The organism is Kitasatospora sp. NPDC053308 (assembly GCF_055585785.1).
On sequence record NZ_JBVJJY010000009.1, the window covers coordinates 230,547 to 250,707 of the forward strand.

Consider the following 20,161-nt stretch of genomic DNA (forward strand, 5'->3'; position numbering starts at 1 on the left):
ACACCAAACCCCCCCCACCCCCCCCCCCCCCCCCCCCCCCCCCCCCCCCCCCCCCCCCCCCCCCCCCCCCCCCCCCCCCCCCCCCCCCCCCCCCCCCCCGCGGCCCTGCTGCCAGAGGACATATGTGGACCGGTCGTCATATTCGCCGCTGCCCGTCCCCCGGCCGGCTCAGGAAGTCGGCCCGGCTGACTTCCTGCGTACCGCGCTCCGCCTGTCCGGCCAATCTGTAGACCGGTCGTCATAGTTGAGGCGGGTTGGGGTGTGCGCGGCCGCGCGAGAAGTCGGGCTGGTCGACTTCTGGTGCACGGCACGTTTTCGGGGGGTAGGTCTGTGGGCCGGTCCTCGTGGTCCAGCGCGCGCTGCGGTGTCGTCGCGTGAGAAGTCGGCTGGGCCGACTTCCTGTGTCCGGTGGTTCGCTGCTGCCCCGATGGATTCTGTAGACCGGTCGTCATAGTTGATGCGGGGCGGGGTGCGCGGCCGCGCGAGAAGTCGGGCTGGTCGACTTCTCGCGCGGCAGTTGGTTGGTTGGCGGGTGGGTCCGGGAGCCGGCCTCCCTATGCCAGGCCGCGTTTTGTGGGCTGTTGCGTGAGAAGTCGGGTGGGTCGACTTCTGACGCGCGGCGGCGTGGTTGCCCTCGACCGGAAATCTGTAGACCGGTCGTCATATTCGGTCCCGGCTGGCTCGGTGGGAGGGGCCTCAGGTGGGGGTGTTGGGGGCGAGGAGGGTGTCGGCGAGGCGTTCTGCGGTGGTGGGGTCGAGGGGGGCGTGGCCGAGGAGGAAGCGGTACCAGAACACCCCGTAGACCTGGTCGACGATCAGGTCGAGGTCGGCGTCCGCGGCCAGTTCGCCGCGTTCGAGGCCCCGGGCGAGGAGGTCGCGCAGGGCGGTGCGGCGGGTGGCGGTGAAGGTCCGCATGAGGTCGGCGAGGTGGGGGTCGCGGGCGGCTTCGCGGGCGAGAGTGCGCAGCGCGGAGGCGGTGGTGCTCCGCTGGGCGGCGTCGAAGGTGGTGGTGACGAAGGCGCGGAGGTCGGTGCGGAGGCTGCCGGTGTCGGGGCCTTGGACGTCCTGGTCGGCGCGGTCGGTGAGGGCGTCGAGGAGGACGGCGCCCTTGGAGGGCCACCACCGGTAGACGGTCTGCTTGCCGACGCCGGCCGTGCGGGCGATGGCGTCGATGGTGACGGGGGTGCCGTCCGAGTCGGCGAGGAGTTGCAGGGCGGCGTCGAGGATGGCCCGGTGGGCGGCTTCGTTGCGGCGGCGTCCGGTGTGCGGGCGGGTGGACGGGGTGGCCCGCTCGCTCTCCCGCCCCGGCCGGGGTTCGGTCTCGTTCATGGTCGCCCTCATCTCCTGCCCGGTTCGCCCGGCGTTCCTTGGCCTTCCCTTGACAAGACTATCAGTCTCGACAAACATCATTGCCGGAACCAGCAGTCTCGACAAGCTGAAAGGCCTCACCATGAGCAGCACTGCGTCAGACCTCTTCGCCGGACAGCGCGTCGTCGTGATGGGCGGCAGCTCGGGCATCGGCGAGGCGGCCGCCACCGCCTTCGCGGCGGACGGCGCCGAGGTCGTGGTCACCGGGCGCGACCGCGAACGACTGGACGCGGCCGTCGCCCGGATCGGCGGCAAGACCACCGGCCGGCAGCTGGACGCCGCCGATCCCGCCGCGGTGACGGCCTTCTTCGCGGAGGAGGCCACCGTGGACCACCTGGTGGTCGCGGTCAGCGGCGCGGCGGGCGGCGGCCGGTTCGCCCAGCTGGACCTGGCCGAGCTCGCGACCGGCTTCGACGCCAAGTTCTGGCCGCAGGTCCGCGTCCTGCAGGCGGCGCTGCCGCACCTGCGCGCGGACGGTTCGGTCACCCTGGTCACCGCCGCCTCCGCCCGCGCCGCGATCCCGGGCACCGCCGGGCTGGCCGCGATCAACGGCGCGCTGGAGGCGATGGTCCCGCCGCTGGCCGTCGAGCTGGCCCCGCTGCGGGTCAACGCCGTGTCGCCCGGCGTCATCGACACCCCGTGGTGGGACCGCGTCCCGGCCGAGCAGCGCGCCGCGCTCTTCGAGGGACTGGCCGCCACGACCCCGGTGGGCCGGGTCGGTCGCGCCGAGGACGTCGCCCGCGCGATCCACATGCTCGCGGCCAACACCTTCGTGACGGGCGTCGTCTTCGACTGCACCGGCGGGGCCAACCTGCCCACCGGGCGCTGAGCGTCCGTACGGCCCGGCCAGGGGGCGCACCGTGCCCCCGGCCGGGCCGTTGTCACGGGCTGCGGCTGCGGTTCGACCGTGAACGTTCCCGAGCTGATCCCGATCCGGCGTGAACCGGAAGGGCGCACCCGCACCATCGGCCGCTGGCAGGGCGGTCAGGTCTTCGCCTCCGTGACGGGGCCGGCCGGCCGGGGTGTTATGCCGTGCTGCACCGCTTCGACGCCGACGGGCGGCACCTCGCATCGAGCATCGAGGCCGCCGGCACGGGCGCCGAGGCCCGCCGGGTGCTGGAGGAGTGGCTCGGCGCCCTGCCCGGTCGCGAGTACGGGGACATCGCGATCGCGCCGTTCGAGGTCCGGGTCGACGGCGAGCTGTTCGGGCTCGTCGTGGAGGAGGACGTCGAGGTGGGGGGTGATGAGGTGGAGGACGTCGAGGTGGAGGATGTCGAGGTGGAGGAGGGCGAGGAGGACTACCGCTTCACCGCCGAGCTCCACCCCGACGGCCTGGGCTTCCACGCCCCCTGGTGCGGCTGCTACGACACGTGAGCCGTCACCACTCCGCCACCCGGTAGTCCTTGAGGAACACTCCGGACACCGGGTGCCCGGCCTCGCCCCGGACGATCGGGTCGTAGACGCGGGCCGCGCCGTCGACGATGTCCAGCGGGGTGCGGAAGCCGCGGGCGGCGATCCGGGCCTTCTTGGGCGCCGGGTTCTCGTCGGTGATCCAGCCGGTGTCGACGGCGCACATGTGCACGCCCTGCGGGACGAGTTCGGCCGCGCTGGTGCGGGTGAGCATGTTGAGCGCGGCCTTCGCCATGTTGGTGTGCGGGTGCCGGGAGGTCTTGTTGCGGACGGCGAACCGGCCCTCGACCGCCGTCACGTTGACGATGTACCGGGCGGGGTGCGGGGAGGCCAGGAGGAGCGGCAGCAGCCGGTCGCAGAGCAGCGCCGGGGCGAGGGCGTTGACCAGCTGGGTCTCCAGGATCTCGGCCGGGTCGAGCGAACCGAGCGTGGCGGACCAGGAGTTGGCGGGGGCGAGGTCGGGCAGCAGCCCGGCCTCGTCGGTCAGGTCGAGCAGGTTGCCCACGCCCGGGGGGAGTTGCGCCTGCCCGGTGAGCGGTCGGAACCCGGGGGCGTGCTCGATCGCCCGCCGGTCGGCGGCGGGCAGGACGTCCCGCTCGCCGGCGGCCAGCAGCGCGTACGACTCGGGCGGGCGGCGGAGCGTCTGCGCGGCGTTGTTGACGAGGATGTCGAGCGGACGTCCGTCCGCGCGCAACTGCTCCGTCAGGCCGAGGACTTGGCGCGGGTCGCGGAGGTCGATGCCGACCACGGTGAGCCGCTCCCACCACTGCGCGCTGCCCTCGGCGGCGCGGAAGCGGCGGACGGTGTCCTGCGGGAAGCGGCTGGTGACGATCAGCTCGGCACCGTCGCGCAGCATCATCAGCGCGAGCTGGAAGCCGATCTTGACCCGCCCGCCGGTGAGCAGCGCGCGGCGTCCGCGCAGGTCGGTGCGCAGGCTCCGGCGCGCGGTGTTGTCGGCAGAGCAGTCCGGGCAGAGCATGTGGTAGAAGCCGTCGACCTGGCGGTACGCCTGTTTGCAGACGTAGCACCTGCGGGGGACCAGCAGCTCGCCCACGGGCCCACCCGCCGGGTCGAGCGGGGCGTCCTCGCGGCGGTTCCGGGCGCCGGTCGCGGTGGTGGCGAGGAGGTCGGCGTCGCGGTCGCGAAGGGCCTGCCGCGACTCCTGGCGGCGGCGCTTGCGGCTCTCCATGACGAAGGAGGCGAGCTGCCGCTCGGCGTGCAGGCGGGTGTGGTCGTGCGGGGGGAGCGCGCGCAGCCGGCCGAGGGTGCGGCTGAAGGCGTCGAGTTCGGCCGCGCTGAGGCCGTCGGCGCACGCGGTGTCGCTCGTCGGATGGATGGTGATCAGGTGGTCGTGGTCGTCCCGGACCGTCATGTCCGCCCCCTCGTGCCGTACAGGTGGGAGGGACAGTAGCCGACGGTCCGGGGCGATGAGATGTCAATTTCCCCCGGCTGGTCAGCCGGGCGGCCAGCCAGGCGGTCAGCCGCAGTCGGAGGTGAGGGAGCCGACCCGGCGGCCGTCGAGTTCGTGCTCGCCGAAGCCGGTGAGCGCGAGTTCGTCCCCGCCGAGGTCCGGATCGTCGTTCAGGCGGACGATGCAGGCGAAGTCGTCGGGGAGCGGATTGACGGCGGGCAGCAGGTGGATCGGCGGCTCGATGTCGTCCGGCTCGCGCAGGTCGAAGCCGTCCGACGTGACGTGGGCGTCCTCGTCGAGCAGGACGCGGCCGGTCTGGTGCGGGCCTTCGAGGAGTCAGAGGTGGCCCTTGGGGCAGTCCGCGGGGCCGGTGGGGCCGGTGGGGGCGGCGTGGACGGCGTGGACGGCGGGGGCGGGGGCGGTGGCCGCAGCGAGGCCGGGCGCGGCGGCGGAAGCGAGGGCGGCGCGGAGCAGCCGGTGGTGCACGGGGGCTCCCGGCACGAGACGGTGACCGACGGTGTCGTCAACGTCACCGCATGCTGGACGGCCCCTGGGCGAACGGCCGGTGCGGCGCGGGCTTTCGGACACCTCGACGCGTGGGTGCCGACGGCCCCCTGGCCCGTCGGCACCCCGGAAGCGCTGCGGTTCAGCCCGCGTACCGCCCGAAGATCTTGGCGAACTCGTACGGCTGCTGCGGGATGTTGGTGCACTTGGACAGCGAGCCGCCGGTGCAGGCGTTGGCGTCCCGGGTGGCGTCCCAGAAGGCGAGCAGGCCGAGGTGGTTCTGCTGGGCGAAGGCCACCAACTGCTGGGCGGCTGCCTGGTTGTAGACCTGGTGGTCGTCGTTCTCGCCGATCATCGGGGTGACGCCGACCATGGACCACAGCTGGGCGTCGGTCTTCGCCGGGTAGAGCGCCTTGAGCTGGCCGAAGAGCGACTGGGCGGCCTGGACGGCGGCGTTGCCGTAGTCCGTCCCGCTGCGGTAGTAGTCCATCGCCATGATGTTGACGAGGTCGGTGCTCACCCCCGCGTCCCGGGCCGACTTGACGAGGGCGACGCCCTCGGCGGTCAGGCCCTCGGGCAGGACCGGCAGGGTGAAGGAGACCTTGAGGCCGGGGTGGGCCTGCTGCAGCCTCGCGAGCGCGGCGGAGCGGCGGTCGTTGGCGGCGGTGTCGGCGATCGCCGCGCCCTCGACGTCGAAGTCGACGTAGCGCAGGCCGTAGGCCTTCACCACGGCGTCGTACTCGGTGAACAGCGAGTCCACGGAGGTGCAGGCGGCGGCGAGTTCGGTGCCGCTGGCACCGCCGAAGGAGACCTTGACGTCCCCGCCGGCCGCGCGCAGCGCGTCGACCTGGTCCTTGGCCCACCCGGTGCGCGGGTCGTAGGCGTTGAACCAGCTGGCCTTGCAGCCGACGCCGGTGACGAAGCCCATCGTGTAGCCCTTGAGGTTGCCGGCCCTGGCCATGTCGGGCATGGACGGGGTGGGCCAGGCGCCCATGTCGATGTACGGGGCGACCGGGAGCGCGGCGTTCGGCGGCGGAGTCGTCGGCCCGCCCGTGGGCGTGCCCGTCGGCGTGCCGGTCGGGGTGGCGGTGGGCGTGCCGGTCGGGGTGGTCGGGGTGCCGCCGGGCCCGGTGAGGGCGATGTCGTCGGCCAGGTAGCCGCCCTGCCCGTACCAGCCGTGCAGGTAGACGGTGACGCTGGTGGTGGCCGGGCCGGTGGTGAAGCTGGTGGAGAGCTGCTGCCAGCCGGCGCCGCCCGGGGTCCAGGTGGCCGGGTCGGTGACACCGCTGCCGGTGGCGCCCAGGTAGACGTACTGGCCCTGCACCCAGGCGCTGAGGCGGTACGTGGTGTCGGGCCGGACACTGACGGTCTGGCCGCACTGCGCGGTGTCGCTGGTGCCCACCGCGCCCTTCAGGGCGTACGTCCCGCTGTGCGCGCCGGAGTCGACGACGCTGCCGGTGCCGGCGGAACAGCTCCAGGGGCCGAGGGTGCCGCTCTCCAGGCCGGCGTTGGCGAGCAGGTTGCCGTCGGCTGTCCCGGCGGCCCCGGCGTTCCCGGCGAGGGCGGCCAGGCCGCCGGCGGCGAGCGCGGTGGCGGCGGCGAGGCTGAGCAGGGTGGTCCGGCGGGCGGGGCGGCGGTCTGTGGGGGTGTGCTGGGGCGTGTGCTGGGGCGCGCTGGGCATGGGGGTGCCTCTCGGGACGTGGGGCCGCCCGGCCCGCGAGGGGGAGACACGGGGCGGGCGGCGGCCTGGGGGTCCGGTGCGGGGGAGCGCGGTGCTGAGCATCAAACTGGACTAGACCAGCTGTGCACGTCAAGCACTTCCCGGCACCCGGCACGTCGCCGGAGGCAGGTTTGAGGGAGCGTTAAGGCAGATGGCCGGCGCGGTGGCGGCGCGGGTTCCGGCCGGTCAGCCGCAGCACGGCTTGCACTCCTTGACCTGCACGTTGTCGATCACCGGCCCGTACGCCCCGGCCACGGTGCTGGAGAAGGTCAGCGTGGTGGAGGAGTTCTGCGCGACGAAGCTGAACTGCCGCCCGACGTACCCCATCGCGGGCCTGGTCCTGCCGGTGGAGTCGAAGGAGAAGTCCTGGAAGTCCTGGCCGTCGATCAGCGCCCGGCCGGTCTTCACGGCGGGCCCGCCCGCCGGGTTGGCGGCCAGCGCGTACGTCACCGAGTAGGTGGTGCCGGGCACGGTGGTGAAGGTCTGGGCGATGGTGCCGGCGCCGCCGCCGTTGAGGTCCACCGACTGGTCGCCCTCGGCGGCCTGCCAGAAGCCGGCGCCGATCAGGTCGACGGTGCCGGCGGTGACCTGCCACGGGCCGATGGTCTGACCGGCGCTCAGTTCCATGAAGGCGTTCGCCGGGGCCTTGGGCGTCTCGAAGCTGCCGTCGTCGAAGCGGCTGAGCGCGCGGTGTCCGCCGGCGGCCTGGGCCGGGGCGGCGAGGGCGACGGTGGCGGCCGCGAGCAGGGCGGCGACGGTGGCGGCGCGGAGGCGCGAGAGCTGCATGGGGTCCTCCCCGATGGGGTTGTGCGAGGCGATGAGCCGATGATCGGCTGTGCACAGAGCGTCGACGGTCGCGGCGGGCCCTGCCAAGACCGGGCGTGCGGCGCCCGGTGGTGCGAACGGGCCCTGAGCAGTTCCCCACGCGCCGGTTTGACGATCGATCACCTGCTGTGGCCGGGCGAAAGATCCGGGGACGAACCATGGCGGGTCGACGGTCGGGGTCCGGTGGCCCGGTGGTGAAACCGGAAGCGCGCGCCCTGCTCGCACCCCTACGGTGGGCCGATGACCATACAAGCCAGCTTCGACGGCCCCCGGATCTGCTTCCTCGGCGACTCCTTCACCCAGGGCCTCGGCGACCCGGAGTTCCGCGGCTGGGTCGGCCGGGTGCTGCAGGCCGCCGCCCCGGCCGCCACCGCCTTCAACCTCGGTGTCCGCCGTGACACCTCGGCACAGGTGCGGCAGCGCTGGCGCGGCGAAGTCGAGGCGCGGACCCTCTCCGGCGCGGACAACCGGCTGGTGCTCTCCGTCGGCGCCAACGACGCGATGCCGGCGGACGGCGCCCCGGGAGCGGGCGGCGCACCGCGCGTGGCCCGCGAGGACACCCTCGCCAACCTCGCCGCCCTGCTCGGCGGGGCCCGCGAACTGGGCCTCGGGGCCCTGGTGGTGGGCCCGCCACCGGTGGTCTACGGAGGGGCCGTCCACCGGGAGCGGCTGCGCGAGCTGGTGCCCGCGATGGCGGAGACGTGCGCGGCGTTCGGGGTCCCCTTCGTCGACGTCACCGAGGCGCTGGCGGCCGATCCGGTCTGGACGGCCGAGGCGGCGGCCGGGGACGGCGCCCACCCGGGCGCGGCCGGGTACGGGCGGCTGGCCGACCTGGTCCTGGCGGGCGGGTTCCGAGAGTGGGTCGGCACCGAGCGGGGGTGATCGGAAGGCGGCGGAGCCGGCAGCGGCGGACGGGGGAGCGGCAGTCCGGAAGGCGGCGGAGCCGACAGCGGCGGACGGGGGAGCGGCAGTCCGGAAGTCGGCAGTCCGCAAGGCGGCGGCGGACGGGGGAGCGGCAGTCCGGAAAGCGGCGGCACGGTAAGCCGCGGATGGGACTTGACCTTGAGTGCACTCCAAGGTGAAAGCTGAACGCGTTGATCACGCAGCACCCCCGGAACCGCGAAGCGGTCCGCGGAACGAACCACGATGGGAGCACCGTCATGCGCAACGCCCCGTTCGGTACCAACGGCCCGGAGATCGGCGTCATCGGTCTCGGCTGCATGGGCATGACCTGGGCCTACGACGTGCAGAACCGCGACGACGAGAACTCCGTCCGGGTGATCCGGCAGGCGCTGGACCTCGGTGTCGGGCTGATCGACACCGCCGACATGTACGGGCCCTACACCAACGAGGAGGTCGTCGGCGCCGCGCTGGCCGGCCCCCACCGGGAGCGCGCCTTCCTGGCCACCCAGGTGGGCATCGTCCCGGGCGGCGGGGGTCAGCAGGAGCGCAACGGGCGGCCCGAGCACGTGCGCCGCTCGATCGACGAGAGCCTGCGCCGCCTGGGCACCGACCACGTCGACCTCTACCAGCTGCACCGGGTCGACCCGGAGGTCCCGATCGAGGAGACCTGGGGTGCGTTCGCCGAGCTCGTCGCGGCCGGCAAGGTCCGCCACATCGGCCTCTCCGAGGTGACCGTCGAGGAGATCAAGCGGGCGCAGTCGGTGCACCCGGTGGCCTCGGTGCAGAACGAGCTCTCGCTGTGGACCCGGGACGCGCTGGCCGAGGTCCTGCCGTACACCGAGGAGCAGGGCATCGCGCTGCTGCCGTTCTCGCCGCTCGGCCGGGGCTTCCTGACCGGGAGCATCTCCTCCTTCGACGAGCTGCCCGCCGACGACTTCCGCCGCCGGCTGCCGCGCTTCCAGCAGGACGCGCTGAAGGCGAACCTGGCGCTGGTCGGGAAGGTCCGGGAGGTCGCCGAGCGGATCGGTGCCACGCCCGCGCAGGTGGCGCTGGCCTGGGTGCTGGCGCAGGGCCGGTACGTCTTCCCGATCCCGGGCACCAGGACGCCGCGCTACCTGGTGGACAACGTGGGGGCGGCCGGGGTCGCGCTCTCGGCGGCCGACCTCGCCGAGCTGGACGCGCTGCCGGCGCCGACCGGCGGACGGTACTGACGCTCGGCGCCGGCGGTGCGGGCCGGTGGTCCTTGCGGACCGGCCGGCGTCACCGACCGGTCGGTGCTGGGGACCGACGGGCGTCACCGAGCGGTCGCCGTTGCGGACCGGTGGGACCACCGACCCGTCGGCGCTGCGGACCGGCCGGAGTCACCGACCCGTCGGCGTCGCGGACCGGTCGGGGCCCGACGGAGCCCGGGGCGCCGGCCGGTCCCGGACCCACACCAGCTGCCGTCCGGTCTCGCCCGGAGCCCGGACGGCGACGGCGGTGACCCGGTCCAGCCGGTAGCCGAGCTTGCGCGGGACGGCGGCACTGGCGGCGTTCGCCCGGTCGCAGCGGATCTCCACCCGGGTGATCCCGGGCAGGGCCAGCGCGGCCTCGGTCAGCGCCCCGGCCGCGGCGGTGGCGATGCCCCGGCCGACGTGCCCGGCCGCGACCCAGTAGCCGATCTCCAGCGCGCCCGGCCCGAGCCGGCCGTGCAGGCCGAAAGCGCCGATCACGCCGCCGGGTTCGGTGTCCAGGCCGGCCAGGTACATGAAGTCGGTGCCCGCCTCCCAGGCGGCGGAGCCGGCCCGGGTCAGCTCCGCGGTCTGCGCCCGGGTGGGGGCCTCGGCGGCCCATTCCATCCAGGGCCGCAGGTGGTCCAGGTTGGCGCGGACGGCCCGGTTCAGCGCCACCGTGTGGGTGCTGCGGCGGCGGCGCAGCCAGAGGCCGCCGGGCAGCCGCAGCAGTTCGGGCGGCCGCCCGGGGGTCGCCTCCACCGCCGGCCGCACGGCCGCTGTGTCCTGCGCGGCCCCGGCGTCCTGTGCCGGTCCCGGTCCCGGTCGGGGCCCGGATCCGGGGCCGCCGTCCTGCGCGGCCCCGGCGTCCGGTGCCGGCGCGCCCGTGCGCTCCCGCCCGACCGCGCGCTCCCGCTCGCCCGCGCGCTCCCGCTCGGCCGTCCGTGCCCGTGCGGGAGCGGGTTCCCGTCCGACCGGGGCGGGTTCACAGGAGCGTGGCTGTGCGTGGCTCATGACGGCGATTATGTCCTTGGCCGGGACCTGTCACCATCCGGTCCGCTCCCGCACGCCCGGACGGCGGGCGTGCGGGACCGCCGCCGTCGGCGCCCGCGCACGGGGGCGGCGCGTCAGAGCCGGACCATCACCTCGTCGAGCTCCTTGCGCCGCAGGTCGGGCACGCGCGCCCCCTCGGCCGGGTAGCCGACCGGGATCACGTACGCGGCCCGCTCCTCGGCCGGCCGGTCGCAGACCTCGTTGAGGAACTTCATCGGGCTCGGCGTGTGGGTCAGGGTGGCCAGCCCGGCCTGGTGCAGCGAGGCGAGCAGCAGCCCCACGGCGATCCCCACCGACTCCTTGGTGTAGTACGGGCGCGGCGAGTGCGGCCCCTTGTGCACCTCGAAGACCACGATCACGGCCGGCGCGTCCTCCAGGAACGGCTTGCGCCAGTCGGTGCCGATCGGCGCCAGCGCGGCCAGCCACTCGTCGGACGCCCGGTGGCCGTAGAACTCGCGCTCCTCGGCCTCGGCGGCCTCGCGCAGCCGCCGCTTGCGCTCCGGGTCGGTGATCACCACGAACCGCCAGGGTTGGACGTGGGCGCCGCTGGGGGCGGTGCTCGCCGTCCGGACCGCCCACTCGACCACCCCCTCCGGGATCGGGCGCGTCGAGTAGTCGCGGACGGTCCGGCGCCGGGCCATCACGTCGTGGAAGGACCTGCTGCGGGCCTCGGCCTCGTGGGCCGGGACCGTCATCGGGGCGAGCGGGACGGTCGGATGGGACGTCCCCGTCGCGGCACCGTTCGTGCTGTCAACAGCCGTGTCGTCAACCATGGCCGACAGCACAGCACATGACGCCGACTTCGGGAAGAGGTAGAGACCAATCCCGAAGCCGGTCGGCCCTCGCGCGTCCCGCTGCTCCGCCTACAGCTCGTGCACCCGCCCGTCCCGGACCTCGATCCGCCGGTTCACCGAGACGGTGTCCAGCATCCGCCGGTCGTGGGTGACCAGCAGCAGGGTGCCGGTGTACGAGCCGAGCGCGGACTCCAACTGCTCGATCGCGGGCAGGTCCAGGTGGTTGGTGGGCTCGTCCAGGACCAGCAGGTTCACCCCGCGGGCCTGCAGCAGCGCCAGCGCGGCCCGGGTGCGCTCGCCGGGGGAGAGGGTCCCGGCCGGGCGCAGCACGTGCACGGCCTTGAGGCCGAACTTGGCCAGCAGGGTGCGCACGTCCTCCGGCGAGAGCTCCGGTACGGCGGCGGCGAAGGCCTCCGCCAGCGGCTCCCCGCCGAGGAACAGCCCGCGCGCCTGGTCGACCTCGCCGACCACCACGCCGGAGCCCAGGGAGGCGCTGCCGCCGTCGAGTTCGAGCCGGCCGAGCAGGGCCGCCAGCAGCGTGGACTTGCCCGCGCCGTTGGAGCCGGTGATCGCGACCCGGTCGGCCCAGTCGATCTGCAGGTCCACCGGCCCGAACGCGAAGTCGCCGCGGCGGGCGGTGGCGCCGTTCAGGGTGGCGACCACCGAGCCGGAGCGCGGCGCGGTGGCGATCTCCATCCGCAGCTCCCACTCCTTGCGCGGCTCCTCGACCACCTCCAGCCGCTCGATCATCCGCTGGGTCTGGCGGGCCTTGGAGGCCTGCTTCTCGGTGGACTCGGCGCGCATCGCGCGGCCGATCTTGTCGTTGTCGGAGGACTTGCGGCGGGCGTTGCGCACCCCGTGCTCCATCCAGCCGCGCTGCATCCGGGCGCGGGCCTCCAGCCCGGCCTTGGTGTCGGCGTACTCCTCGTACTCCTCGCGGGCGTGCCGACGGGCCACCGCCCGCTCCTCCAGGTACGCCTCGTAGCCGCCGCCGTACAGGTTGACCTGCTGCTGGTGCAGGTCCAGCTCCAGCACCTTGGTCACGGTGCGGGCCAGGAACTCGCGGTCGTGGCTGATCAGCACGGTGCCGGCGCGCAGGCCCTTGACGAAGGACTCCAGCCGCTCCAGGCCGTCCAGGTCGAGGTCGTTGGTGGGCTCGTCGAGCAGGAAGACGTCGTAGCGGGAGAGCAGCAGCGAGGCGAGGCCGGCCCGGGCGGCCTGGCCGCCGGAGAGCGCGGTCATCGGCAGGTCGAGCGAGACCTTCAGCCCGAGCGAGGCGGCGACCTCCTCGGCCCGTTCCTCCAGGTCGGCGCCGCCGAGGTCGAGCCACCGGTCCAGGCTCGCCGCGTACGCGTCGTCGGCGCCCGCCCGGCCCTCGACCAGGCCCTCGGTGGCCTCGTCCAGCGCGGCCTGGGCGGCCGCCACGCCGGTGCGGCGGGCCAGGAAGGCGCGCACCGACTCGCCCTCGCGGCGCTCCGGCTCCTGCGGCAGGTGGCCGACGTTGGCACTGGCCGGGCTCAGCCGCAGCGAGCCGCCCTCGGGGGTGTCCAGGCCCGCCAGCAGCCGCAGCAGGGTCGACTTCCCGGCGCCGTTCACGCCGACCAGGCCGATCACGTCGCCGGGGGCGACCACCAGGTCCAGGCCGGAGAAGAGGGTGCGTTCGCCGTGGCCGGCGCTGAGGTCCTTGACTACGAGTGTCGCGCTCATGATGGGGCCGATTGTAGGAGGACCGGGGCCGACACCGGAAAAGCCCGGGGGCCGCGGCCGTCGCAGCCGCGGCCCCCGGGGCGGTGGGGATCATCCCCCGTGGATCACTTGGCCTTCTTCGAGAAGTACTCGAACATGTGCTGGGCCACGTCCTCCAGGTAAGGACCGGCCTCGTAGGTGTTCGCGCCGTTGCCGATGGAGGTGTCGCTGACCAGGGCCGGCTTGCCGTCCTTCGTCGCGAACCAGCCGCCGCCGCTGCTGCCGCCGGTCATGTTGCAGCCGATCACCAGCATGGCCGGGCGGCTCGGGTCGCCGGTCTTCTTGGCCGGCTTGCCGCCGTCGCAGTGCTCCAGCTCGACGCCGTCGAAGGGCTTGCCCTCCGGGAAGCCGTAGTTGGCGACGGAGGCGAGCTGGTCGCGCGGGGCGTTGAACCACAGCGGCACCGAGCCGCCGACGGTCTCCTCCAGCGACTTGCCGTTCGGATCGGGGTTGGCGACCTTGATGATGCCGAAGTCGTACTGGCTCCACGGGCCGCCGTGCTCCGGGTCGGCCTCGCCGGTCCACTGCGGGGAGACCATGCCGGCGGTCGCGCCCCACTCGCCGTACGGTTCGGCGTCCTCCAGCTTGGACTTCTGCTTGTTGCCGTTGCTCAGCACGCCGTTGCTGTTGAAGGCCGGGGCGAAGGTGATGTCGGTGTAGTACGTGTTGCCCTTGCCGCCGTGCAGGCAGTGGCTGGCGGTCCACACCAGGTTGCTCTTGCCCGGGTTGGCCGGGTCGGAGACGACGGTGCCGGAGCACACGTAGTCCTCGTTGCCGTCCTTGAAGAAGATCTTGCCGTTGACGTGCATGGTCTTCGGGAACGGGTGCGCGACGGGCTTCGCCGGGACCACGGAGGGCATCTGGTCCGGGCCGGCCGGCGGCTGCGCGGCGGTGGGCTGGGCCGGGGCGGCGCTGGTCGGCTGCGCCGTCGGCTGGGCGGGCGCCTGCGTCGGGTCCTGGGCCGGCGCCTGCGGCAGCGGCTTCGGCTTGGCGTTCAGCAGCTTCTGCAGGGTCCAGTAGCCCTTGACCGCCGGGGTGATGACGTTCGCCTGGGCCCACTTGTCCCAGTCCTCGGCCTTCCAGCCCTTCAGCTCCTCGAGCGTCGGAAGCTTGATCGGCGCCGCGCCCGGCTTGCCGGAGGCGCTGGCCGCGACCGTGGGGGCCGTGCTCTGCGCCACGACCGGGTCGCTGTTGTCCGGTCCGCACGCGGTGGCGACCACCATGGTCAGCGCGGCGACGGAGGCGCCCAGGACGGCACGGCTCGGCCGGGATATCGATGACATGAGTTCAAATCCCCCTGTGTGACTACCGCCATACGGCCCGTCCCTCGGGTGCGGCCCGCTCGGCCGCAGGTATGGCAGGTGAGGAGTCTGCCACGTGGATAAGGAAGTCCTTACATCCGCCCCCGACCGGGACGAGGCTGTCACCGGATCGGCACGGGATCGGCACGGGGCCTCCGTCGGGGGCGGGGAGCCGGGCTCCGCCGGAGCGGGGGACCGGGTCTGAGCCGGGGCGAGGCGGGGCCTGCGCCGTGGGCGGAGTGAGGAGGGCGGAGCGGATCCCCGGAAAACCGGTTGCACGCGTTCCGCGGGGTCCCTAGCGTGGTCGGTGTCGTCAGCCAGACAAGGAGAAGGCCGTTGCTCTACTGAGGTCCCGGACACCGCCCCGCCGCGCAGGCCCAGTTGCCGCGTGGTGCGCGTGTGTGCGACCTCGGTCACGGCCCCGTGGCGATCCTCTCCGTGACGCCACCCCTTCGGTTCCCTCCGGCCGTCCTCACCGGTCCCGCACCCGCGGTGTCTCCCCGTGTTGCTCCTCACCCCTTCGGCAACCATCCCGGGAGTCCTGCATGGCACAACCCACCACCACCGCCGTCCTCTGCACCGATCTCGCCTTCGAGTGGCCCGACGGCAAGCCCGTCCTGGACGGCTTCCAGCTCGCGGTCGGCCAGGGCCGCACCGGTCTGATCGGGCTCAACGGCGCGGGCAAGTCCACGCTGTTGCGGCTGATCGCCGGCGAACTCACCCCGACCGCGGGCACCGTCCGGGTCGAGGGCGAACTCGGCTACCTGCCCCAGGGCCTGACGCTCGACACCACCCTGCGGGTGGACGAGGCGCTCGGCGTCCGGGCCGCCCGTGAGGCCCTGCACGCCATCGAGTCGGGCGACACCGACCAGCGGCACTTCGACGCCGTCGGCGACGACTGGGACGTCGAGGAGCGCGCCCGCGCCACGCTCGACCGGCTCGGCCTGCGACGCCTCGACCTGGACCGCACCACCGGCGAACTCTCCGGCGGCGAGGCGGTGTTGCTGCGGCTGGCCGCCCTGCTGATGGCCCGCCCCGACGTCCTGCTGCTCGACGAGCCCACCAACAACCTCGACCGGGCCGCCCGCGAGCGGCTCTACGAGACGGTGGCCGGCTGGCACGGCGTGCTGCTGGTCGTCAGCCACGACCGCGAACTGCTGCAGCACGTCGACCAGATCGCCGACCTCCGGGACGGCGGGGTCACCTGGTACGGCGGCAACTTCGCGGAGTACGAGCGCACCCTCGCGGCCCAGCAGGAGACGGCCGAGCGGCTGCTGCGCAACGCCGAGGCCGACGTCCAGCGCCAGAAGCGGGACCTGGTCGAGGCGCGGAGCCGACTGGAACGCAGCGCCGCGTACGGCAAGAAGCGCTCGGTCACCCGCAACGACCCGCACATCTTCGCCGGCATGCTCAAGCGCAAGGGCCAGGAGACCGCCGGGCGGCTCCAGGGCATGCACACCGAGCGGCTGGAGGAGGCCAAGGCGCGGCTCAGCGCGGCCGAGGAGGCGGTCCGCGACGACGCCGAGATCCGGATCGACCTCCCCCGCACCGCCGTGCCGGCCGGGCGCACCGTGCTCACCCTGGAGAGGGTCCGGCTGCCGCACGGCGTCACCGCCGACCTCGACCTGCGCGGCCCGGAGCGGATCGCCCTGGTCGGGCGCAACGGGGCCGGCAAGTCCACGCTGCTGCGCACCATCGCGGGTGAACTCTCCCCGCTGGAGGGGGAGATCACCACCCCGGTGGCGATGCGGCACCTGCCGCAGCGGCTGGACCTGCTGGACGACGAGCGCACCGTCGCGGAGAACGTCAAGCTGTTCGCCCCCGCCGCCGGGGAGAACGCGATCCGCGCGCGGCTCGCCCGCTTCCTGTTCCGCGGCGCCCGGGCCGACCAGCTCGCCGCCACCCTCTCCGGCGGCGAGCGGTTCCGCGCGACGCTGGCCGCCCTGCTGCTGGCCGACCCGCCGCCGCAGCTGCTGCTGCTCGACGAGCCGACCAACAACCTGGACCTCGCCAGCGTCCGCCAGCTCACCCAGGCGCTGGCCGCGTACCGGGGCGCGCTGATCGTGGCCAGCCACGACCTGCCGTTCCTGCGCGGGCTGGGCCTGACCAGGTGGCTGGAGCTGGACGGCGAGCTGAGGGCGGTGGATCCGATGTAGCGGGAGCGGCCCCGGCGGTGGCGGCCGGGGGAGGAGCCCCGGCTGCCGCTACTGCTGGTCGCCTTGGTCGCCTTGGTCGCCTTGGTCGGTCCGGTCGGTCCGGTCGCCTTGGTCGTGCCGGTCGTGCCGGTCGTGCTCGTCGGGCTGGTCGCCCCGGTCGTGCCGGGTGTCCTGGGCGTCCTCGGTGAGCACCCGGTGGGCCGTGCTCAGGGCCGAGTCCTTGAGCCCGGCCAGCTCGCCCGGGGTGAACACCGGGGTGCGGATGTCCGGGGGGATGCCCGGCCCGTCGAAGGTGCCACCGCCGCGGGTGAGGTACTTCTCGTTCGGCAGGGCGACCAGCAGATCCGGTGAGAGCGTCTTGACCAGCACGTCGGAGAAGACGCCCTGGGTGTTCTCGCCGATCCGGGTCACGCGCGGGGAGCGGCCCATCAGGGCCTGGGTGAAGGTCTCCGCCGCGCTGGCGGAGATCGAGGAGGTGAGCACCGCCACCGGTCCGGTGTAGTGCGCGCCGGCCGAGGGCTGCACGGTGATCGGCTGCGGCCGGGTGAAGCGAGTCGGATCGGCCGGGTCGTTCCGGGCCACCTTCCGGTAGGCGAGGTACGGGCGGTCGGTGAGCCGGGCGGCGATGTGCAGGCCGAGCGCGTCCGAACCGCCGCGGTTCAGCCGGACGTCGACGACCAGGCCGGTGAGCCGGCCAGGGCCGGCGAACAGGGCGTCCAAGGACTTGTCCAGCTCCGCGACCTGGCTGCGGTAGTCACCGTCGGTGTACCTCTGGAAGCCGCTCACCCGGAGGTAGCCGATGCCGTCGGGCAGCCGGCCCACGCCGATCCGGCCGTCGGCGAAGGGCTGCTCCGGGTCGGTGAGTCGGGCGGCCGAGGCCTGCCGGGCCCGTGCGGCCAACTCCTCGGTGTACGTCGTCGTGCCGGGCCGCCGCCCGCCGAAGACCGGGTCGGGCTTCCCGCCGACCATCCGGGCCAGCCCGGTGTGCGCGTCGCCCAGCGGCCGGAGCATGGCGGTGAAGACCTTCTCCAGGTCGTCGACGGTCGTCGCCGGGGTGATCCCGCGCCGCTGCTCCTCCCGGACGGCGTGCCAGTCGATGCCCTTGGCCGCGAAGAAGGGGTAGTTCTCCTCGAAGGTCTCCCAGAACCGGTCGAAGACCGCGAGCGGGTCGTTCGGCGCCGGCCGGGTGCACAGCGGCGGCAGGGCGTCGAGGCGGTCGAGGGTCTTGCTGCCGACCCCGCCCTCCTCGCGCTCGACCGCGCGGTTCCGTCCCTTCGGGGTGAGCGTCAGGGCGTCGTGGTCCACGGTGTAGCGGGTGGTGCCGTCCGGCCCCGGCGGGCCGTCCTGGGTCGCGGTGAGCCACGCGGGCACGCAGCTGTGCGCGGTCACGTCGTAGGTGGCGAGCCGGCCGCCGTCGACCGCGATCACCAGGCCGTAGCCCTCCGTCCGCCAGACCCCCGTCAGCGCGTTCCCCGGCGTGCCCCCCTGGGCCGCGGCCGCCCCCGGCGCCGCCAGGCCCGCCGCCGTCGCGAGCGCCACCGCCACCGCTGCGGCCCGGCCGCCTCTGCGGGTGCGGCGCGGCCCGTCGGCCGGCTCGTGGGCGGGCTCCAGCCCGCGCGCCTTCCTCGGCCTGCCCGTCTTCTCCGGTCCGTCCGTCATCTCCGGCCTCCGCCGAATCCCGGTCTCCCCCGCGGAACCGCTCCGCCACCGCTCCCGACGCTACGGGTGACCTCGCCGCCCCGGCGTCATCCGCCGCGCCGCCACCCCTTCCTCCTGCGGGCTGACCCGGCGGCCGCGCGGAACGCTCCTCGGGAGGATCGACAGCAAAGCGTTTTGACGACGGGTGGAAAACCATCGGTGCCGGCGCCGACGGCCGGTGCCGGTGCCGGTGGCCGGGCGCCGCGGCACCGTCGGCGCCATGTCCGAGCCCACCGCCGAGCAAAGCACCCGGAGCGCGGGCTCGCCGCGATCCGCGGGGCCGTCGCGTGGACGGCACGAGCGCGCGGGCGTACGTCCACGACCTGAGCGCGCCGGAGCAGCGGCGGCGGCCTTTCGTGGAGCACGCGAGATCGGTCCGGCTGACCCGCGACCTCGCGGAGCGCCGGGCGCCACGGCCCCGCTGCGTCCGCGGCCGGGCGCTGCGGGCCCGCTACGCCTGCGGTGCGGGCCGCAGCTTGCCGGCGACGAGCGTGCCGAGCCGGTCCAGGCCGACGACGAGGGCGGCGAGCACCACGAACTCGACGGTCAGCTGGGCTATTTGGCCCCAGACGTAGCCGTAGCCCTTGGTGGTCGGGTCGAAGAAGAAGTACGGGTACGGCGTGGGGAAGTCGTCGAAGAGCGCGTTGCGGGTGAGCACGATCGCCGCGTAGCCCAGCGGGAAGGCCAGCCAGAGCGGGATGTCCTTCCAGGCCGCCGCGTTGCGCGGCTTCAGCACCAGCCAGTCGACGATCACCATCACCGGCGTCACGTAGTGCAGGAAGAAGGACGACCAGTGCGCCAGTCGGTCCGGCCCGCTGACCAGCCCGGGCAGCGGGTTGGCGCCGTGCTGCAGCAGGATGTGCGAGACCAGGCCGGTGATCAGGATGTACAGGGTGGCGGCGCCGCGCAGCCGGGGCGCGGGCGCGTCCACGGTGCCCCGCTTGAGCATCCAGTACACCGCTCCGATGAAGTAGCCGAGCACGATCACGTTGCTCTGCACGGTGAAGTACACCAGCGAGGCCGTCCCGAGGGTCAGGCCGAGGCCCGCCGAGAGCACGATCCCCATGCGCCACCACAGCGCGGGGCGGGTCCGGACTGTCATGCGGTCACCAGTTCGTTCCAGGCGATACGGGAGGTATCGGGCGGTTGAGGGGAAGATCGCACTCTACTCGCTGGTACCGGCGAGGTGGAACCCGTGTGCGAGACCCTCGGACGAGCCCGGTGACGCGCCCGATGGGGACCGGTCGGGTGGGGCCGAGGTGGTCGCGCAGACCGGGGGGTGCGGGCCCGGTGGTGCCGGTCCGGTCTCGCCGGCCCTCTCGTGGGGCCGGTCTCGGGGCCCGGGTGGGGATCAGCCCGGCAGGACGAAGCCCGACTCGTAGGCGGCGATGACCGCCTGGGTGCGGTCCCGCGCGCCGAGTTTGGCGAGCACGCTGCCGACGTGGGTCTTCACCGTCTCCTGGCTGACCACCAGCCGGGCGGCGATCTCCCCGTTGTTGAGCCCGGTGGCCATCAGCCGCAGCACCTGCCCCTCCCGCTCGGTCAGCCGGCCGATCGGTCCCCGGTCGACGGCGGCCTCCCGGCGGCGGTCCGCGCCGTGGCGCAGCGCGAGGTCGCGCACGGCCGCCGGGAAGAGCAGCGAGTCCCCGCGCGCGACCAGGCGCACCGCCTGCACCATCTCCTCCGCGCGCGCCCGCTTCAGCAGGAACCCGGCGGCCCCGGCGCGCAGCGCGTCGTACACGTGGTCGTCGTGCTCGAAGGTGGTGACGACCAGGATCCGCGGGGGCTCGGCCATCCCGGCGACCAGCTGTTCGGTGGCCCGGATCCCGTTGATGCCGGGCATCCGGACGTCCATCAGCACCACGTCCGGCCGCAGTTCGCGCACCAGCGGGACGACCTCGGCGCCGTCGGCCGCCTCGCCGACCACGGTGAGGTCCGGTTCTGCGTCGATCACCACCCGCAAGCCCGTCCGGACCAGCCGTTCGTCGTCCGCGATCACCACCCGGACGCCGTCCGCGTGCCCGACCGTCCCGCCGTCCGCGTGCCCGTCCGTCCCGCCGC

The 20,161-nt window shown here is 74.1% G+C and carries 17 protein-coding genes; 5 read left to right on the forward strand and 12 right to left on the reverse strand.

Features of this window, described 5'->3' with window-relative positions; translation table 11 throughout:
* Window positions 1–696: 696 nt before the first annotated feature.
* Window positions 697–1,329 (reverse strand): TetR/AcrR family transcriptional regulator, encoded by a 633-nt coding sequence (locus ACZ6Y7_RS21905; protein WP_465759573.1) that lies wholly within the window; start codon window positions 1,327–1,329, stop codon window positions 697–699.
* Between the two features lie 121 nt (window positions 1,330–1,450).
* Between ACZ6Y7_RS21905 and ACZ6Y7_RS21910 the strand changes: the two genes are divergently transcribed.
* Complete coding sequence (locus ACZ6Y7_RS21910) at window positions 1,451–2,197, forward strand: SDR family oxidoreductase (RefSeq protein ID WP_465759574.1); 747 nt, start codon at window positions 1,451–1,453, stop codon at window positions 2,195–2,197.
* Window positions 2,198–2,400: 203 nt separating this feature from the next.
* Complete coding sequence (locus ACZ6Y7_RS21915) at window positions 2,401–2,742, forward strand: hypothetical protein (protein ID WP_465759575.1); 342 nt, start codon at window positions 2,401–2,403, stop codon at window positions 2,740–2,742.
* Window positions 2,743–2,746: 4 nt separating this feature from the next.
* Here the strand turns inward: ACZ6Y7_RS21915 and ACZ6Y7_RS21920 are convergent, their stop codons facing one another.
* The 4 genes from ACZ6Y7_RS21920 to ACZ6Y7_RS21935 all read right to left on the reverse strand — a co-directional run bounded on the left by ACZ6Y7_RS21920 (window position 2,747) and on the right by ACZ6Y7_RS21935 (window position 7,199).
* The gene (locus tag ACZ6Y7_RS21920) at window positions 2,747–4,150 is read right to left on the reverse strand and encodes an SDR family oxidoreductase (RefSeq protein WP_465759576.1); all 1,404 of its coding nucleotides are present in this window, start codon (window positions 4,148–4,150) and stop codon (window positions 2,747–2,749) included.
* 375 nt (window positions 4,151–4,525) lie between these two features.
* The gene (locus ACZ6Y7_RS21925) at window positions 4,526–4,675 is read right to left on the reverse strand and encodes a hypothetical protein (protein WP_465759577.1); all 150 of its coding nucleotides are present in this window, start codon (window positions 4,673–4,675) and stop codon (window positions 4,526–4,528) included.
* Window positions 4,676–4,835: 160 nt separating this feature from the next.
* Window positions 4,836–6,374 carry a carbohydrate binding domain-containing protein gene (locus tag ACZ6Y7_RS21930; protein ID WP_465759578.1) on the reverse strand — a complete coding sequence of 513 codons (1,539 nt, stop codon included), beginning with the start codon at window positions 6,372–6,374 and terminating at the stop codon, window positions 4,836–4,838.
* 225 nt (window positions 6,375–6,599) lie between these two features.
* Entirely contained in the window at window positions 6,600–7,199 is a 600-nt protein-coding gene (locus ACZ6Y7_RS21935; protein ID WP_465759579.1) for a choice-of-anchor C family protein, read from the reverse strand.
* Window positions 7,200–7,478: 279 nt separating this feature from the next.
* On the opposite strand from ACZ6Y7_RS21935, the gene ACZ6Y7_RS21940 reads away from it, so the two are divergent.
* Both ACZ6Y7_RS21940 and ACZ6Y7_RS21945 read left to right on the forward strand, forming a co-directional pair.
* Entirely contained in the window at window positions 7,479–8,120 is a 642-nt protein-coding gene (locus ACZ6Y7_RS21940) for a GDSL-type esterase/lipase family protein (protein ID WP_465759580.1), read from the forward strand.
* A gap of 278 nt (window positions 8,121–8,398) precedes the next feature.
* Window positions 8,399–9,352, forward strand: coding sequence for an aldo/keto reductase (locus tag ACZ6Y7_RS21945; RefSeq protein ID WP_465759581.1), 954 nt, complete (start codon window positions 8,399–8,401; stop codon window positions 9,350–9,352).
* Between the two features lie 150 nt (window positions 9,353–9,502).
* Here ACZ6Y7_RS21945 and ACZ6Y7_RS21950 read toward each other — a convergent pair whose 3' ends face one another.
* The 4 genes from ACZ6Y7_RS21950 to ACZ6Y7_RS21965 all read right to left on the reverse strand — a co-directional run bounded on the left by ACZ6Y7_RS21950 (window position 9,503) and on the right by ACZ6Y7_RS21965 (window position 14,228).
* Window positions 9,503–10,126, reverse strand: coding sequence for a GNAT family N-acetyltransferase (locus tag ACZ6Y7_RS21950; protein ID WP_465759582.1), 624 nt, complete (start codon window positions 10,124–10,126; stop codon window positions 9,503–9,505).
* A gap of 353 nt (window positions 10,127–10,479) precedes the next feature.
* Window positions 10,480–11,178, reverse strand: a complete 699-nt coding sequence (locus ACZ6Y7_RS21955; RefSeq protein ID WP_465759583.1) for a nitroreductase family protein — start codon at window positions 11,176–11,178, stop codon at window positions 10,480–10,482.
* Window positions 11,179–11,268: 90 nt separating this feature from the next.
* Entirely contained in the window at window positions 11,269–12,906 is a 1,638-nt protein-coding gene (locus ACZ6Y7_RS21960; protein WP_465759584.1) for an ABC-F family ATP-binding cassette domain-containing protein, read from the reverse strand.
* 104 nt (window positions 12,907–13,010) lie between these two features.
* Complete coding sequence (locus tag ACZ6Y7_RS21965) at window positions 13,011–14,228, reverse strand: trypsin-like serine peptidase (RefSeq protein ID WP_465759585.1); 1,218 nt, start codon at window positions 14,226–14,228, stop codon at window positions 13,011–13,013.
* Window positions 14,229–14,791: 563 nt separating this feature from the next.
* Between ACZ6Y7_RS21965 and ACZ6Y7_RS21970 the strand changes: the two genes are divergently transcribed.
* The gene (locus tag ACZ6Y7_RS21970) at window positions 14,792–16,402 is read left to right on the forward strand and encodes an ABC-F family ATP-binding cassette domain-containing protein (RefSeq protein WP_465759586.1); all 1,611 of its coding nucleotides are present in this window, start codon (window positions 14,792–14,794) and stop codon (window positions 16,400–16,402) included.
* 48 nt (window positions 16,403–16,450) lie between these two features.
* Here ACZ6Y7_RS21970 and ACZ6Y7_RS21975 read toward each other — a convergent pair whose 3' ends face one another.
* From ACZ6Y7_RS21975 to ACZ6Y7_RS21985, 3 genes are all read right to left on the reverse strand, one after another.
* Window positions 16,451–18,061, reverse strand: coding sequence for a S41 family peptidase (locus ACZ6Y7_RS21975; protein ID WP_465759587.1), 1,611 nt, complete (start codon window positions 18,059–18,061; stop codon window positions 16,451–16,453).
* A 490-nt stretch (window positions 18,062–18,551) separates the two neighbouring features.
* Complete coding sequence (locus tag ACZ6Y7_RS21980) at window positions 18,552–19,202, reverse strand: Pr6Pr family membrane protein (protein ID WP_465759588.1); 651 nt, start codon at window positions 19,200–19,202, stop codon at window positions 18,552–18,554.
* A 249-nt stretch (window positions 19,203–19,451) separates the two neighbouring features.
* Window positions 19,452–20,102, reverse strand: a complete 651-nt coding sequence (locus tag ACZ6Y7_RS21985; protein WP_465759680.1) for a response regulator — start codon at window positions 20,100–20,102, stop codon at window positions 19,452–19,454.
* Window positions 20,103–20,161 lie beyond the last annotated feature (59 nt).